This window comes from Pseudomonas solani (assembly GCF_026072635.1).
In the GTDB taxonomy this organism is placed as follows: domain Bacteria; phylum Pseudomonadota; class Gammaproteobacteria; order Pseudomonadales; family Pseudomonadaceae; genus Metapseudomonas; species Metapseudomonas solani.
The window spans coordinates 594,136-608,326 of record NZ_AP023081.1 but is presented as its reverse complement, the minus strand read 5'-3'; the positions used below and the strand labels follow the sequence as shown (position 1 = coordinate 608,326).

14 protein-coding genes and 1 pseudogene are annotated in these 14,191 nt (G+C 66.2%); 4 read left to right on the top strand and 11 right to left on the bottom strand.

Going from position 1 to position 14,191, the window contains the following annotated elements; all coding sequences use genetic code 11:
• Nucleotides 1-39 precede the first annotated feature (39 nt).
• Nucleotides 40-1,098: an ABC transporter substrate-binding protein gene (locus PSm6_RS02805; protein ID WP_265169483.1), complete on the bottom strand. Its 1,059-nt coding sequence runs from the start codon at nucleotides 1,096-1,098 to the stop codon at nucleotides 40-42.
• Between the two features lie 301 nt (nucleotides 1,099-1,399).
• Between PSm6_RS02805 and PSm6_RS02800 the strand changes: the two genes are divergently transcribed.
• Complete coding sequence (locus PSm6_RS02800; RefSeq protein ID WP_021221295.1) at nucleotides 1,400-2,116, top strand: UTRA domain-containing protein; 717 nt, start codon at nucleotides 1,400-1,402, stop codon at nucleotides 2,114-2,116.
• Between the two features lie 218 nt (nucleotides 2,117-2,334).
• On the opposite strand, the gene lpcA is transcribed toward PSm6_RS02800, so the two are convergent.
• The 7 genes from lpcA to minC all read right to left on the bottom strand — a co-directional run bounded on the left by lpcA (nucleotide 2,335) and on the right by minC (nucleotide 7,537).
• A complete protein-coding gene (lpcA, locus tag PSm6_RS02795) occupies nucleotides 2,335-2,922 on the bottom strand; it encodes a D-sedoheptulose 7-phosphate isomerase (protein ID WP_184487774.1) in 588 nt (195 codons plus the stop codon).
• 14 nt (nucleotides 2,923-2,936) lie between these two features.
• Nucleotides 2,937-4,226 (bottom strand): M18 family aminopeptidase, encoded by a 1,290-nt coding sequence (locus PSm6_RS02790; protein ID WP_021221293.1) that lies wholly within the window; start codon nucleotides 4,224-4,226, stop codon nucleotides 2,937-2,939.
• A 122-nt stretch (nucleotides 4,227-4,348) separates the two neighbouring features.
• Nucleotides 4,349-4,924: a class I SAM-dependent methyltransferase gene (locus PSm6_RS02785; RefSeq protein ID WP_265169482.1), complete on the bottom strand. Its 576-nt coding sequence runs from the start codon at nucleotides 4,922-4,924 to the stop codon at nucleotides 4,349-4,351.
• 4 nt (nucleotides 4,925-4,928) lie between these two features.
• A complete protein-coding gene (locus PSm6_RS02780; RefSeq protein WP_021221291.1) occupies nucleotides 4,929-5,564 on the bottom strand; it encodes an RluA family pseudouridine synthase in 636 nt (211 codons plus the stop codon).
• A gap of 60 nt (nucleotides 5,565-5,624) precedes the next feature.
• Nucleotides 5,625-5,879, bottom strand: coding sequence for a cell division topological specificity factor MinE (minE, locus tag PSm6_RS02775; protein WP_021221290.1), 255 nt, complete (start codon nucleotides 5,877-5,879; stop codon nucleotides 5,625-5,627).
• Entirely contained in the window at nucleotides 5,876-6,691 is an 816-nt protein-coding gene (minD, locus tag PSm6_RS02770; RefSeq protein WP_021221289.1) for a septum site-determining protein MinD, read from the bottom strand. Before minD ends, minE begins: the two co-directional genes overlap by 4 nt.
• A gap of 99 nt (nucleotides 6,692-6,790) precedes the next feature.
• Nucleotides 6,791-7,537, bottom strand: coding sequence for a septum site-determining protein MinC (minC, locus tag PSm6_RS02765; protein WP_265169480.1), 747 nt, complete (start codon nucleotides 7,535-7,537; stop codon nucleotides 6,791-6,793).
• Nucleotides 7,538-7,679: 142 nt separating this feature from the next.
• Between minC and PSm6_RS02760 the strand changes: the two genes are divergently transcribed.
• Nucleotides 7,680-8,600, top strand: coding sequence for a lipid A biosynthesis lauroyl acyltransferase (locus PSm6_RS02760; RefSeq protein ID WP_265169479.1), 921 nt, complete (start codon nucleotides 7,680-7,682; stop codon nucleotides 8,598-8,600).
• Nucleotides 8,601-8,654: 54 nt separating this feature from the next.
• Complete coding sequence (locus PSm6_RS02755) at nucleotides 8,655-9,851, top strand: patatin-like phospholipase family protein (RefSeq protein ID WP_021221285.1); 1,197 nt, start codon at nucleotides 8,655-8,657, stop codon at nucleotides 9,849-9,851.
• Here PSm6_RS02755 and PSm6_RS02750 read toward each other — a convergent pair.
• The 3 genes and pseudogenes from PSm6_RS02750 to mlaY form a co-directional block, all read right to left on the bottom strand.
• Nucleotides 9,848-10,695 (bottom strand): annotated as a pseudogene (locus PSm6_RS02750) (pirin family protein). The gene PSm6_RS02755 and the pseudogene PSm6_RS02750 overlap by 4 nt on opposite strands.
• A 144-nt stretch (nucleotides 10,696-10,839) precedes the next feature.
• A complete protein-coding gene (locus tag PSm6_RS02745; protein ID WP_021221283.1) occupies nucleotides 10,840-11,607 on the bottom strand; it encodes an MlaA family lipoprotein in 768 nt (255 codons plus the stop codon).
• Nucleotides 11,600-12,895, bottom strand: coding sequence for a lipid asymmetry maintenance lipase MlaY (gene mlaY / locus PSm6_RS02740; protein WP_021221282.1), 1,296 nt, complete (start codon nucleotides 12,893-12,895; stop codon nucleotides 11,600-11,602). The genes PSm6_RS02745 and mlaY overlap by 8 nt, the downstream gene beginning before the upstream one ends.
• 236 nt (nucleotides 12,896-13,131) lie before the next feature.
• Here mlaY and PSm6_RS02735 point away from each other — a divergent pair, with 236 nt between their 5' ends.
• The gene (locus tag PSm6_RS02735; RefSeq protein ID WP_265169477.1) at nucleotides 13,132-13,512 is read left to right on the top strand and encodes a hypothetical protein; all 381 of its coding nucleotides are present in this window, start codon (nucleotides 13,132-13,134) and stop codon (nucleotides 13,510-13,512) included.
• Nucleotides 13,513-14,191: the final 679 nt, after the last annotated feature.

The following is a 14,191-nucleotide window of genomic DNA, read 5'->3' as shown; positions in this document are numbered from 1 at the left end:
GTGACGAGGCGCCGGCCAAGGCCGGCGCCCGTGTGTCACTTATTCCATGTTGATGATGACGTTTTCCTGCCACAGGCTCGGCAGTGCCTTGGAGGTTTCTTCCCAGGCCTTGGCGTCCTTGATCGGCTGCACCTTGGCGTACTGCTCGTTGGGCAGCAGCTTGGCCTGCACTTCGGCCGGCAGGGTCAGGTGCTCGGCGCGGATCGGGCGGGCGTTGCCCTTGGCCAGGTTGATCTGGCCGGCGTCGCTGAAGATGTACTCGCGAGCCAGCTTGGCGGCGTTCGGGTTCTTGGCGTACTTGTTGATGATGGTGGTGTAGCCGGAGATCACCGAACCGTCGGAGGGGATCAGCACCTCGAAGCGGCTGGGGTCGATCTGGTCGCGGTAGGACAGGCCGTTGAAGTCCCAGACGATGCCGACTTCGACTTCGCCTTTCTCCAGGGTCTGGATGGTCGGGTTGGACAGGGACAAGCGGCCCTGTTCGGCGATCTTGGCGAAGAGGTCCAGGCCCGGCTGGATGTTCTTCTCGTCACCGCCCTTGGCGATGGCGGCGGCCAGCACGCCGTTTACGGCCTGGGCGGCGGCGCTGACGTCACCGATGGCGACCTTGTACTTGCCTTTCTCCAGGTCGGCCCAGGATTTCGGCGGCTCTTTCACCAGTTGCTTGTTGATGATGAAGGCGATGGAGCCGGTGTAGGCGAGGGCCCAGTGGCCGTCCTGGTCCTTGGCCCACGCGGGGACCTGGTCCCAGGTGCTGGGCTTGTAGGCCTGGGTGACGCCCTGCTGGGTGGCGATGGGGCCGAAGGCCGCGCCGACGTCGCCGATGTCGGCGGTGGCGTTTTCCTTCTCGGCGGCGAACTTGGCGATTTCCTGCGCCGAGCTCATGTCGGTGTCCATGTGCTTGAGGCCGAACTTCTTCTCCAGGTCGACCCAGGTGTCCTTCCAGTTCGCCCAGCTGTCGGGCATGCCCACGCTGTTTACCGCGCCTTCCTTGCGGGCAGCGTCTTCCAGGGCCTTCAGTGCAGCGTCATCCGCCATGGCCTGGGTGCTCAGGGCCAGGGTGGTTCCAATCAGTGAAGCCAGCAGCAGGCGTTTCATATGAAGCTCCTTAGCAGGGTTGAGTATTGGTCTAGATCAGCAAGACCCAGGCCAATCTAAAGGCCATAGATGACGGTTTCATTGCACCGCGTGGCTCTGCGGGCCCCGTTCTTCCGGCGTCAGCAAGCGTAGACCATGGCTGCACGTCCCATGGCGCTTGGCGCGGGACCCTGTCGCTGGCACGCACCCTGCAGGTCGCAGGTGCTGTCACGGGACAGTCATCTAGGCTGCATAGGATGGTCACACCCCCATCGGCATCGCACTTTTATGGTGCTGGTCTATTCCAGATTGGAGTTTTTCGATGCGCGAAGAGGCGCCCCGTACCGTTACCGCCATCTGCCGCGCCCTGCAGGAGCAGATCGAGCATGGCCTGTTGCCTCTGGGCGGCAAGCTGCCGGCCGAGCGCAAGCTCAGCGAACTGTTCGACACCACCCGCATCACCCTGCGTGAGGCACTGGGCCAGCTGGAGGCGCAGGGGCTGATCTACCGTGAAGAGCGCCGCGGCTGGTTCGTCTCGCCGCCACGGGTGGCCTACAACCCCCTGGTGCGCAGCCACTTCCACGCCATGGTTGGCGAGCAGGGCCGGGTTCCGGCCACCGAAGTGCTCAGTGCACGGCTAATGCCGGCGACCGTGGAAGTCTGCGAGCTGCTGGAGCTGCCGGCGTTGTCCAGCGTCTACCAGATCCGCCGGGCACGGCGCATCGACGGGCGCCTGGTGCTCTACGTCGAGCATTACCTCAACCCGCAGTACTTCGCCGGCATCCTCGATTTCGACCTGACCCGCTCGCTGACCGACCTCTACGGCAGCGAATACGGCATCCGCTACGGCCGCGTGCGCTTCGACATGGTGCCCACGGCGCTGCACCCCGAAGCCGCCTCGACCCTGAAGGTCGCCCCCGGCAGCCCGGCGCTGCGCATCACCCGGGTCAACCGCGACCAGCACGGCCGGTTGATCGACTGCGACCTGGAGTTCTGGCGGCACGATGCGATCCACGTCAGCGTGGAGGTGCCGGAATAAGGGCAGCTGGAAGCCAGAAGTTAGAAGCTGGAAGTGAAGGGCAGAGCGGGGGCGGGTGTAGGTTGGGCTGAGGTACGAAGCCCAACATGGCGAGGGTGAAGTGTGCGTCGTTGGGCCTCGCTGCGCTCGGCGCCAACCTACCAATGCGTTCTGAGGCGGGCTGAGTTAACCAGGAAGCTGGGCCTGGCACGCTGACTGGCTTCCAGCTTCCAGCTTCTTTAAGCGTAGTTTTCAGGCGCGAGCTTGCGTTCCACCAGCTCGATGAGGATGTGCACCACCTTGATGTGCAGCTCCTGCACGCGGTCGGCGAAGTCGCCGCCGGGGGCGCAGATGCACACGTCGGCGAGGCCTTCGAGCAGCGAGCCGGGTTTGCCGGTGAGGGCGACGACCTTCACCCCCAGTGCCTTGGCGGCTTCGGCGGCCTTGATCACGTTGGGGCTCTTGCCGCTGGTGCTGAAGGCCAGCAGCACGTCACCTTCACGACCGTGGGATTCGATGTAGCGCGAGAAGATGTGGTCGTAGCCGAAGTCGTTGGCCACGCAGCTGATGTGGCTGGCGTCGCTGATGGAGATGGCGGCGATGCCCGGGCGGTTCTTGCGGTAGCGCCCGGTCAGTTCCTCGGCGAAGTGCATGGCGTCGCACATGGAGCCGCCATTGCCGCAGGAGAAGGCCTTGCCCTTGTTCTCGAAGCTTTCCACCAGCAGTTCCGCCGCGCGCTCGATGCTGCGCAGGGCCTGCTCGTTGGCGATGAAGTTGTCCAGCGCCGTCCGGGCTTCCTCGAGGCTGTTGCGGATGTGGCTGAGCATGCGGCTGTCTCCGTTCAGGGCAGGTCGTGGCTGGAGTAGAAGGCGGCCAGCACCTTCACCAGGTGGGCGAGGTCATGGCTGCCGGCCAGTTCGCGGATGGAGTGCATGGCGAAGGTCGGCAGGCCGATGTCCACGGTGCGCACGCCCAGTTGGCTGGCGGTGATGGGGCCGATGGTGGAGCCGCACCCCATATCGCTGCGGGTGACGAAGCTCTGCACCGGCACTTCGTTTTCCAGGCACAGGTGGCGGAAGAAACCGGCGGTTTCGCTGTTGGTGGCGTAGCGCTGGTTGCTGTTGATCTTGATCACCGGGCCGGCGTTGAGCTTGGGCCCGTGGTTGCCGTCGTGCTTGTCGGCGTAGTTGGGGTGCACGCCATGGGCGTTGTCGGCGGAAACCAGCAACGAGCGCTGGATGGTGCGGGCGAACGCATCGCCTTCGGGCATCAGGCGGCGCAGCACCTGCTCCAGGAAGGGGCCGTCGGCGCCACAGGCGGAGCAGGAGCCCACTTCCTCGTGGTCGGTGCACACCAGTACGCAGCTTTCGTCGCCTTCGGCGGCGAGCAGGGCCTGCAGGCCGGCGTAGCAGGAGAGCAGGTTGTCCAGGCGCGCACCGGCGATGAAGTCGCCGCCGAGGCCGATCACGGCGGCGCTCTGGGTGTCGTAGAGGCTCAGTTCGTAGTCCAGCACCGCGTCGGCGCTGACGCCGTGCTCCAGGGTCAGTTGCTCGGCCAGCAGGTCACGGAACTCGCGGGTCTCGCCGGTGGCCAGCTGGGCCAGGATCGGTGGCAGTTCGGTCTGGGCGTTGATGGCCCAGCCCTGGTTGGCTTCACGGTTGAGGTGGATGGCCAGGTTGGGGATCACGGCGATGGGCGCCTGGAAGTCCACCAACTGGCTTTCCACCTTGCCGGCGGCGCGGTAGGTGACGCGGCCGGCCAGGGACAGGTCGCGGTCGAACCAGGGGGCCAGCAGGGCGCCGCCGTAGACTTCGACGCCCAGTTGCCAGAAGCCCTGGCGGTGCAGTTCCGGGTTGGGCTTGACTCGCAGGCAGGGGCTGTCGGTGTGGGCGCCGACCAGGCGCAGGCCGCCGTCGAGCATGGGGCGCTTGCCCAGTTTGATGGCGATCAGCGAGGAGTCGTTGCGGGTCACGTAGTAGCGCCCACCGGCCTCGGCGCGCCAGGCATCGCGCTCGTCGAGGTGCACGTAGCCCGCTGCCTCCAGGCGCTGGGCCAGGCTGCGGGTGGCATGGAAGGGGGTGGGGGAGGCCTTGAGGAAATCGATAAGGCCCTGGTTCAACTCTTCGCGCATAACGGACTCCAGACAGCGATGGGCCGGAGTTTATCGCATCGGGCTTGCTGATTAGGAGGCGCAGGCCGGTGAATTTTCACCATGGCGGCGATAGCCCGGTTCTTGTGCCGGCCGTCATGGATTCAGCGGTGCCGCGCGACCACTGAAAACAGGTGCCAGCGCTTGGTGCGGCCACGGGCGGTGCTGCCTTCGCGGTCGATCACTTCGAAGTGCAGCAGCTCCCAGTCGGCGAACAGCTGCCGAACCTGGTCCTCGCTGAAGATGCTCAGCTCGGGGCCGGCCCAGTCGTCACGTTCGCCGAACAGGTTGCCGCAGAAGATACCGCCGCCTGCCAGGGCCTCGTCGATGCGCTGCCACAGGGCCGGGAAGTCCGCCGGGGCGCAGAAGGGCAGGGCGAAGGCGCTGTTGACGACGTCGGCGGCCGGCAGCTCGCAGTCCTCGAAACGGGCGCAGCGCGCTTGCAGGCGTGGCAACTGATCGGGCGGCACCTGGCCCAGCAGGCGTTCGATGGCTTCGGGCTCGCGGTCGATGGCCAGCACCTCCCAGCCACGGCGGAGCATTTCCAGGGTGTCGCGGCCGGCGCCGCAGCCGAGGTCGATGCCACGGTTACCGGGGCGGCCGAGGGCTTCGATGGCCATCAACAGGACCGGCCAGGGTGGGGCGCCCTGGGTACGGTCGTAGTAGAGGCTGTCGGTCATCGCCTCAGAACGGCGCCGGGCACTCGAAGCGCAAGCGCTCGCCGGTCACCGGGTGGCTGAAGGCGAGCATGCTGGCGTGCAGGCACAGGCGCTCGTGGGCGGCCAGGGCTTCGTCGTGGGCGTAGAGGCGGTCGCCCAGCAGTGGGTGGCCGATGGAGAGCATGTGCACGCGCAACTGGTGGGAGCGACCGGTGATGGGGGTCAGCTCGACGCGGCAGTGGTTGCCGCAGCGCTCCAGTACCCGCCAGAAGGTCAGGGCGTGGCGGCCCTGCTCGTGGTCGACCACGTGGCGCGGCTTGGTCGGCGGGTCGTAGCGCAGGGGCAGTTCGATGCGCCCGCTGTCCTGTTCCGGCTGGCCCCAGCAGAGGGCGGTGTAGGCCTTCTCGGTCTCGCGATCATGGAACTGGCGGGACAGCTCGCGGTGGCTGTCGGGGTCACGGGCCAGGAGGATGATGCCCGAGGTCTCCCAGTCCAGGCGGTGGACGATCAGCGCTTCCGGGTAGCCGTTCTCCTGCAGCCGGGTGATCAGGCAGTCCTTGTTGTCATCGGCGCGGCCCGGCACGGAAAGCAGCAGGGTCGGCTTGTTGATGACCAGGAAGGCCGGATCCTGGTGGAGTATTTCGATCTGCGAGAGAGGCATGGTTCTATATCCGGAAATGAAGACGGCGGCCGCAGCCGCCGTCCAGCACACCAGCCCTGATCAGCGATCGGGCAGGGTGATGTTCAACTCGAGGATGGAGCAGTTGCCCTGGTCCTCGAGCAGGACCTGGACCTGATCCTGGTCGATGTTGACGTACTTACGGATCACCTCAACCAGTTCCTTCTGCAGCGCCGGGAGGTAGTCCGGCTGGCTGCGCTGGCCGCGCTCGTGGGCGACGATGATCTGGAGTCGTTCTTTAGCGATCGAAGCGCTGTTCTGCTTCTTCCGCTCGCGAAAGAAGTCAAGAATATTCATTCACGGCCTCCAAAAAGGCGTTGCAAGAGTCCTTTCTTCTGCACGTCCAGGAACCGGTGGGGCAGTTCCTTGCCGAGCAGGCGATCGACGGCATCACTGTACGCCTGGCCGGCGTCGCTTTGCTCGTCGAGGATGACCGGAACACCCTGGTTAGATGCCTTGAGCACCGCCTGGGATTCCGGGATGACACCGAGCAGGTGGATGGCGAGGATTTCCTCGACGTCCTCGACACCGAGCATTTCGCCCTTGGTGACGCGCTCCGGGTTGTAGCGGGTGAGCAGCAGGCGCTCCTTGATCGGCTCCTCGCCCTTCTCGGCGCGGCGCGATTTGCTGGCCAGCAGGCCGAGCATGCGGTCGGAGTCGCGTACCGAGGAGACTTCCGGGTTGGTCACGACGATCGCCTCATCGGCGTAGTACATGGCCAGGTGGGCACCTTTCTCGATGCCGGCGGGAGAGTCGCAGACCACGTATTCGAAATTCTTCGCCAGCTCTTCGATGACCGTGCCGACGCCTTCGAGGGTCAGCGCGTCCTTGTCGCGGGTCTGGCTGGCGGCCAGGACGTAGAGGTTCTCGAGACGCTTGTCCTTGATCAGGGCCTGGGTCAGGGTCGCTTCGCCGTTGATGACGTTGACGAAGTCGTACACCACGCGGCGTTCGCAGCCCATGATGAGGTCGAGGTTACGCAGGCCGACGTCGAAGTCGACGATGACGGTTTTGTGCCCGCGCAGAGCGAGGCCGGTGCCGATGGCGGCGCTGGTGGTGGTTTTGCCCACGCCACCCTTGCCGGACGTGACAACGAGGATCTTGGCCAAGGTGATTCACCCCAAATAATAAGAAAAGCGGGAACTTGCAGGCCTTGGTCGGCCGTCCTGGCTCCCGTTCAGGTCCCTGAAAATTCGCGGCAGTATCCGTTAAAGGCGGGTGATGTTCAACACATCTCCCGACAGGCTGACCTGCACCGAATGCCCCCAGAGCGGCTCGCGCCGGAGGTCTTCGGCGACCTTGTATTGACCGGCTACCGACACCAGTTCGGCGGCCAGTTGCTGACAGAAGATCCGGGCCTTGGTATCGCCCTTTATGCCTGCCAGTGCCCTGCCACGCATGGGACCGTACACATGGATGTTGCCATCGGCGAGAAGTTCCGCACCCGGGCTCACCGGGGCGACTACCACCAGGTCGCCGCCGGGAGCGTAGATCTGCTGGCCGCCGCGTACCGGGGTAGTCACCACCTTGGTCGGGCGGGTCACGGGCTCGGCGGGTTTCTCCGGGACTTTCGTCGCCTTCTTGGCGCCGGGCTCCACCGGGTCGATGACCCGCTCGCGAGCGCCCGAGGGCGGCAGCACGGGGATGTCGAGGGTATTGGCGGCGGCGATGTGCTGTTCGTTGCTGGCGCGGATGGCCAGGGTGCGCAGGCCATGGCGGCGGCAGACGTCGAGCAGCGCGGCGAGGTCCACTTCGCCTTCGCTGGCCGGCAGTTTGTCGAGGGCCATCACCAGCGGGGTGTTCTGGAAGAAGTTGGGGGCCTGGGCGACCTTGTCGGCCAGTTGCCGGGCGAGGCGTTCGAGGTCGTTGTGCGCCAGCTCCATCACGGTGATGGCGAGCATGCTGCCCTTGAGCTGGAACACGGGATCTTGGTCGAGAAGGTCAGCTTGGCTCATGGTCTTTCTGCTGGGTCTGATGGGCAGGACTTATAGCGAGAACGCCGGGCCGTCGCAAGACGCGCGGGGCAGGATGGGCGCCGGCTGGCAGCTATTTCTGTAGAATGCCGGCCTTTGCCCACACAGCCCTACGGATCCACCGATGGAACGTCCCCGCTTCCGCGCCGCCTTCCTCCACCCGCGCTTCTGGCCCCTGTGGCTCGGCCTGGCGGTGCTGTGGCTGATTACCCTGTTGCCCTACCCGGTGCTGCTGCGCCTGGGGCGCGCCCTGGGCTGGCTGATGCTGCGGGTCGCCGGTTCGCGTCGACACATCGTCCGGCGCAACCTGGAGCTGTGTTTCCCCGCGTTGCCCGTTGCCGAGCGCAAGCGCTTGCTCAGGGAGAACTTCGCCTCCACCGGCATCGCCTTCTTCGAGATGGCCACGAGCTGGTGGTGGCCGGCCTCGCGCCTGCGCAAACTCGCCCATATAGAAGGCCTGGAGCATCTGCGCCAGGCCCAGGCGGACGGCCAGGGCGTGATTCTCATGGCGCTGCACTTCACCACCCTGGAGATCGGCGCCGCGCTGCTCGGCCAGGTGCACACCATCGACGGCATGTACCGCGAGCACAAGAACCCGCTGTTCGACTTCGTCCAGCGCCAGGGGCGCGAGCGGCACAATCTCGACGCCACGGCCATCGAGCGTGAAGACGTACGCGCCATGCTCAAGGTGCTGCGTGCCGGGCGTGCCATCTGGTACGCGCCGGACCAGGACTACGGGCGCAAGCAGAGCCTGTTCGTGCCGCTGTTCGGCGTCACCGCCGCCACCGTCACCGCCACCACCAAGTTCGCCCGCCTGGGCCGCGCGCGGGTGCTGCCCTTCACCCAGGAACGCCTGGCCGACGGCTCCGGCTACCGCCTGGTGATCCACCCGCCGCTGGCCGACTTCCCGGGCGAGAGCGAGGAGGCGGATTGCCTGCGCATCAACCAGTGGATCGAACAGGCCGTAAGCCGCCTCCCCGAGCAGTACCTCTGGGCCCATCGCCGCTTCAAGACCCGGCCGGAAGGCGAGCCGAAGCTCTACTGAGCAGCGCCGGGCCCACGCGGGCCCTATACTCGCGGAAAAAAACGGAAGCCTTTCATGAGTGAACCCGCCGCAACCAAGCCCGTGACCGGACTCATCCTCTCGGGCGGCGGCGCGCGAGCGGCCTACCAGGTGGGCGTGCTGGCGGCGATCGCCGACCTGCTGCCCGACTCGATGCACAACCCCTTCCCGGTGATAGTCGGCACCTCGGCCGGCGCCATCAACGCTGTGGGCCTGGCCTGCGGTGCCCTGCATTTCAGCGAGGCGATCCGCCGCCTCACCGCCGTCTGGCAAGGCTTCCACACCTCCCAGGTGTACCGCAGCGACTGGCCCGGTGTATTGCGCCAGAGCGCGCGCTTCCTCGGTCACAGCCTGCTGGGGATGAACCGCCACGCGCCGGTGGCGCTGCTGGACAACGCCCCACTGCGCGGCCTGCTGGAGCGCGAGCTGGACTTCACCGGCATCGCCGCCGCCGTACGCCTGCGCCAGTTGCGGGCCGTGGCGGTGACCGCCTTCGGCTACGAGTCCGGCCAGGCGGTGACCTTCTACCAGGGCCGCGCCACCATCGACCCCTGGTTCCGCCACCGCCGCGTCGGCGTGCCCACGCGCCTGGCGCTTGACCACCTGCTGGCCAGTGCGGCCATTCCGCTGATCTTCCCGCCGGTGCGGATCAACCGCGAATACTTCGGCGACGGCGCGGTGCGCCAGTCGGCGCCCATCAGCCCGGCGCTGCACCTGGGGGCCAATCGCATCCTGGTGGTGGGGGTGAGTGGCAACCCGCGGGTGGGCAACGTCAACGATGGTGTGGTGCGCGCCAGTACGGGCAACCCGCCGAGCCTGGCGCAGATCGGCGGGCACATGCTCAACAGCACCTTCATCGACAACCTGGAAAGCGACATCGAGCTGCTGGAGCGCATCAACCAGCTGAGCCAGGCGATTCCCGCCGGGCAGCGCCCGCGAAACCTGGGCCTGAAGCCTGTGGAGGTGCTGGTGATTTCGCCGAGCCAGCCGCTGGACACCATCGCCGCGCGTCACCGCCGCGAGATGCCGCGGGCGATCCGCACCTTCCTGCGTGGGCCGGGAGCGACCAAGGCCAGTGGTGCCGGGGTGATCAGTTACCTGCTGTTCGAACCCGGCTACTGCAATGAACTGATCGAGCTGGGCTACCAGGACGCCATGGCGCAGAAGGCCGACCTGCAAAGCTTCCTCGGCCTGGAGACGGCTTCGGTGCTGCCGACGCCGGTGGCCTACTAGCCCGCGAGGCGGCCGTCGCGGTAGTCGCGCAGGGCCTGTTCGATTTCCTCACGGGTGTTCATCACGAAGGGGCCGTACTGCACGATGGGCTCCCCAAAGGGCGACCGGCGAGCAGCAACACACGGGCACCCTCGGTGCTGGCCAGTTCCAGCGCACCCTGCTCCGAGAGGCGCACCAGGCGACCCTTGGCCACCGGGTTGCCGTTGACGTGCACCTCGCCCTCGTAGACGTAGAGCAGCACCCGCAAGCCATCCGCCAGGCGCGGGGCCGCGTGGCTGCCGGCCTGCAGGTGCAGGTCGAACAGCTGCGGTTCGGTGTGCGGGCGTTGCACGGCGCCGTCCTGTTGCTGCTCGCCGTCATCGAAGTACCCGGCGATCACTAGCGCGTCGACGCCGCCCGAGGTGCGCAGGCGCGGGATTTCATGTGGTGCGAAGTCGCGGTAGCCCGGGTCGCCCAGCTTGTCCTTGCCCGGCAGGTTGAGCCAGATCTGGAAGCCGCGCATCACGCCCTCCTGCTGCTCCGGCATCTCGCTGTGAATGATGCCGCGCGCGGCGGTCATCCACTGCACGCCGCCGTTCTCCAGCAGGCCGACGTTGCCCAGGTGGTCCTCGTGGCGCATGCGCCCCTCGATCATGTAGGTGATGGTCTCGAAGCCTCGATGGGGGTGGGGCGGGAAGCCGGCGACGTAGTCGTCCGGGTTGGCCGAGCCGAACTCGTCGAGCATCAGGAAGGGGTCGAAGCGCGGAATGCCCTGCTCGGCGAAGACGCGGGTCAGGTTGACCCCGGCGCCGTCGGATGCGGGCTGGCCGGGGCGTTGTTCGATGATCTGGCGGTAGCGGTTCATAGGAGCCTCCCTGGAAAAGAATGGGGCGATGCTAATCCAGGGAATCGAATCGATGGTGCGTGATTTTGCGTGGTTCCTATCGAGCCGTTGGATGGGTTCTAAGCCCCCGGCTGGCGCCATGGTCGGCGCCAGCCTGGGGCTGCATCACTCGGCGATCTGCAGCTTGCGCGACTCGGTGTACACGTAGCGGATCTTCTCGTACTCGAAGGGCGAGTTGAGCTGGCCGTAGCGGAAGCTGGTGGTGTAGCGCTTGTCCACCGCCCGCAGCAGGCTGATCTCCGGGTGGTCGCGGCTGACCTCGGGCACGTTGAGGAAGTTGATCTGGTTGTCTGCCACGAAGTCCACCACCAGGCCGCCGGTGTCGCGCAGGTTGGAGGGGCCGAGGATCGGCAGCATCAGGTAGGGCCCGGCACCGAGGCCGTAGAAGCCCAGGGTCTGGCCGAAGTCCTCGCTCTGCTTGGGCAGGCCCATCATCGTGGCCGGGTCCCAGAGCCCGGCCACGCCTAGGGTGGTGTTGAGCAACAGGCGCCCGGTGACTTCCATCGAGCGCTGGCCCTTGAACTGCAGCAGGCTGTTGAGCAGGTTGGGCACATCACCCAGGTTGCTGAAGAAGTTGCTCACGCCACTGCGCACGAAGCGCGGGGTGACGTAGGTGTAGCCGCGCACCACGGGCAGGAACACCCATTGGTCGAAGCGGTAGTTGAAGTGGTACACGCGTCGGTTCCAGGACTCCAGCGGGTCGTAGACCTCCAGGGCGTCGAAGGTGGAGCGCTCGAATTCGCGCTGGTCGAGCCCGGGGTTGAACTGCAAGCGCTGGAGCGGCTCGGTGAAGCCATCCGGCTCCTGGCGCTCGTCGGCGAGAAGGGGGGCGCTGGCCAGCAGCAGGGCGAGGAGGAGAACGTGCTTAGCCACGGAAGAACTCCAGCATGGCGTCGCTGTTGACGCGGTAGTTGAGGTTGCCGCAGTGGCCGCCATGGGGGTAGACGGTCAGGCGGTCGCCGAAGGTGCGGCGCAGGAAGCCCAGGTCGCCCGGGCCGAGGATGACGTCGTCGGCATTGTGCATCACGGCGATCTTCCCGCTCTGTTTCAGGTAATCCTCCAGGCCGTAGAGGCTTACCTGGTTGATTAGCTGGGTGAGGCTGCCGCCGTCGAAGCGGGCGCGCCAGAAGGGAATCAGTTGCTCGGTGATGTAGCAGTCGAAGTCGCACTGCAGCGCGCGCTTGAAGAAGGGCGTGAGGCTGGTGCCCTCGGTGATCGGCAGCTTCACCGGGGTGATCAGGCCGCGGCGGTTGATCAGGTCCGAGGTGAAGGCGATGTCCGAGGAGGAGAAGCGGAAGGAGGTGCCGATGAGCATCGCCATCTGCTCGTCCGAGAGCTTCTGCTTGGATTGCTGGAAATCGTAGAGCAGGGCGTCGTTGAGGTCGACGTAGCCGCGCTGCTGGAAGTAGCGGGTCAGCTTGCCCAGCACCACCTGGTAGAAGGTGGTGTTGTTGTCGATGCCCTTGACCCGGGTCTGTACCAGGCGGTCGAGGTTGCTGATGGAGGTGTACAGGTTCACTGGCGGGTTGAGCAGCAGCACGCGCTTGAAGTTGAAGCTGCGGCGCGTCTCGTCGAGCTTGCTGACGAAGGCCGCCTCGAGGGCGCCGAGGCTGTAGCCGGTGAGGTGGTACTCGGTGACCGGCAGTTTCGGGTGCTGGGCTCGCACGGCCTGCATCACCCGGTAGAGGTCGTCGGCGTCTTCGTTGGAAAGCCCCGGCGTGGCGAAGCGCGAGGCGGCGGCCATGAAGTCGTAGCTGGTGGGCGAGGACAGCTGCACCACGTGGAAGCCGGCGCCGTAGAACAGCCGCTTCAGGTACTCGGCCTGGCTGCTGGAATAGTGGGCCCCGGTGCCGGCGATGATGAAGATCAGCGGCGCGGCGTGGTCCTGCTGGGCCAGGCGGTAACGCAGGGTCTTCACCGGCCAGAAGTTGTCCGGCAGCTTGAACTCGCGTTCGGGGCGCAGCTTGAGGTCGTAGTCGGCCTGGTCGATGTCCTCGTCCGCCGGCAGGTCGGGGCGCAGCTCCGGTGGCGTGGTGGCGATGGTCGCCTCGAACGGGTTGGTCAGCGGGAAGCCATAGCCGGCAGCATCTATATCGGCCGCCCACAGCGGGGCACTCAGAAGCAGGCTGCCGAGCAGGGCAGCGAGGCGGAGACGGAGCATGAGGTTCAAGTCCCTTTGCAGGAAGTCGGGCTGAGGGGATACCGATGCTATGACAAGTGCGGGCTCGCCAAAGTGCCGTGAGGGAAGGCGAAATGCCTTCACGGGGCGCCGGACAGCATGCACCCGGCGCAACGGCGGGTCCAGGCCTCCTTGTTAGCGCTGTTTACAGACTTTGTCTTGCATACGGCGAGCGTGCGTTTATCCTTGGCGCCGCTTTCAATTCTTCGGAGAGAACCATGTCACGCCGTCTGCCCCTGATCATCCTGCTGGTGGTCCTGTCGCTCTGGCTGGCGGCCAGCTATGGCCTGCGCTACGGCCTGATGGAGGACGGCCAGTGGGTCGGCCTGTGCGTCGATGATGCCCAGCGCTGGGAATGCCAGGTGCGCGCCAACCTCGGCCTGCTCATCCACTTCCGCGTCATCGCCTGGAGCGCCCTGGTGCTGTCCCTGGTCGCCTTCTTCGTACCCGGCCGCGCCGGCTGGGGCCTGGGCGTGGCGGCCATGCTCTTCGCCCTGCCGGCCCTGGTGCTCTACAGCGCCAGCCTCGGTGTGTTCGCCATCGTCATCGCCGCCCTGCGCCTGGTGCGCGCGCCCCGTGGCGGGCTGAGCATCGCCTGAAGACGCGGCGCGGAATGAAAAAGGACGCTTCGGCGTCCTTTTTTTCGCCTGCGGGTTGGGGCGGCATGGCCGGGTTCGGCTTCGTTGCGTCGGGCTGTGTAGGGTGGATGGCGCTCTTCTCATCCACCAGGCGGTGCTGCCGGGGAACACCCTGCAGTGGCAGCCCTGCGGCCTGCTTGGCGACTGAAGTCGCCCCTAGATGGCGTGGGTGAGCCTGTAGGTCGGGTGCAACCCGTTGTTTGTGTGCGGGATGCCCTGGGGCGTTGTCGTGGGCGAATTCATTGGCTCTGTCTGCGTTAGCTGTTGTGGTTTTAATGCAGGCGCTCAAGCACGACCATTTCCGGGCGTCCAAGAGTTCGTACCACCTCCACCGCATGGGTTTCGCTTCGCTCTACACCATCCTACGAAAGCCTGTGCGCACCTGTGGTGATGCGCTGGACGAAGAAAGTTGGAGCAGCCGCCAACGCCCCTCCAGGAGGCCGAACGCAGTCGTTGCGCCGGGGGACGAGCGGCATGGATGCCGCGAGAGGCCCGCCAGGCCATGGATGGCCCATCGCGCCGGCCCCCAGAGCAACGATGGAGTGAGGGAACCCCGGCGAAGCCGGGGCCGGATGATGGGGCAAGCCCTTTTGGTTTCTTTTGGGTGGTTCGGCACCCCGACGACTGCCAAAAGAGACTC

Coding starts and splice junctions, on each gene's coding strand:
- PSm6_RS02805 (WP_265169483.1), bottom strand. CDS start 1,098: ATGAAACGCCTGCTGCTGGCTTCACTGATTGGAACCACCCTGGCCCTG.
- PSm6_RS02800 (WP_021221295.1), top strand. CDS start 1,400: ATGCGCGAAGAGGCGCCCCGTACCGTTACCGCCATCTGCCGCGCCCTG.
- lpcA (WP_184487774.1), bottom strand. CDS start 2,922: ATGCTCAGCCACATCCGCAACAGCCTCGAGGAAGCCCGGACGGCGCTG.
- PSm6_RS02790 (WP_021221293.1), bottom strand. CDS start 4,226: ATGCGCGAAGAGTTGAACCAGGGCCTTATCGATTTCCTCAAGGCCTCC.
- PSm6_RS02785 (WP_265169482.1), bottom strand. CDS start 4,924: ATGACCGACAGCCTCTACTACGACCGTACCCAGGGCGCCCCACCCTGG.
- PSm6_RS02780 (WP_021221291.1), bottom strand. CDS start 5,564: ATGCCTCTCTCGCAGATCGAAATACTCCACCAGGATCCGGCCTTCCTG.
- minE (WP_021221290.1), bottom strand. CDS start 5,879: ATGAATATTCTTGACTTCTTTCGCGAGCGGAAGAAGCAGAACAGCGCT.
- minC (WP_265169480.1), bottom strand. CDS start 7,537: ATGAGCCAAGCTGACCTTCTCGACCAAGATCCCGTGTTCCAGCTCAAG.
- PSm6_RS02760 (WP_265169479.1), top strand. CDS start 7,680: ATGGAACGTCCCCGCTTCCGCGCCGCCTTCCTCCACCCGCGCTTCTGG.
- PSm6_RS02755 (WP_021221285.1), top strand. CDS start 8,655: ATGAGTGAACCCGCCGCAACCAAGCCCGTGACCGGACTCATCCTCTCG.
- mlaY (WP_021221282.1), bottom strand. CDS start 12,895: ATGCTCCGTCTCCGCCTCGCTGCCCTGCTCGGCAGCCTGCTTCTGAGT.
- PSm6_RS02735 (WP_265169477.1), top strand. CDS start 13,132: ATGTCACGCCGTCTGCCCCTGATCATCCTGCTGGTGGTCCTGTCGCTC.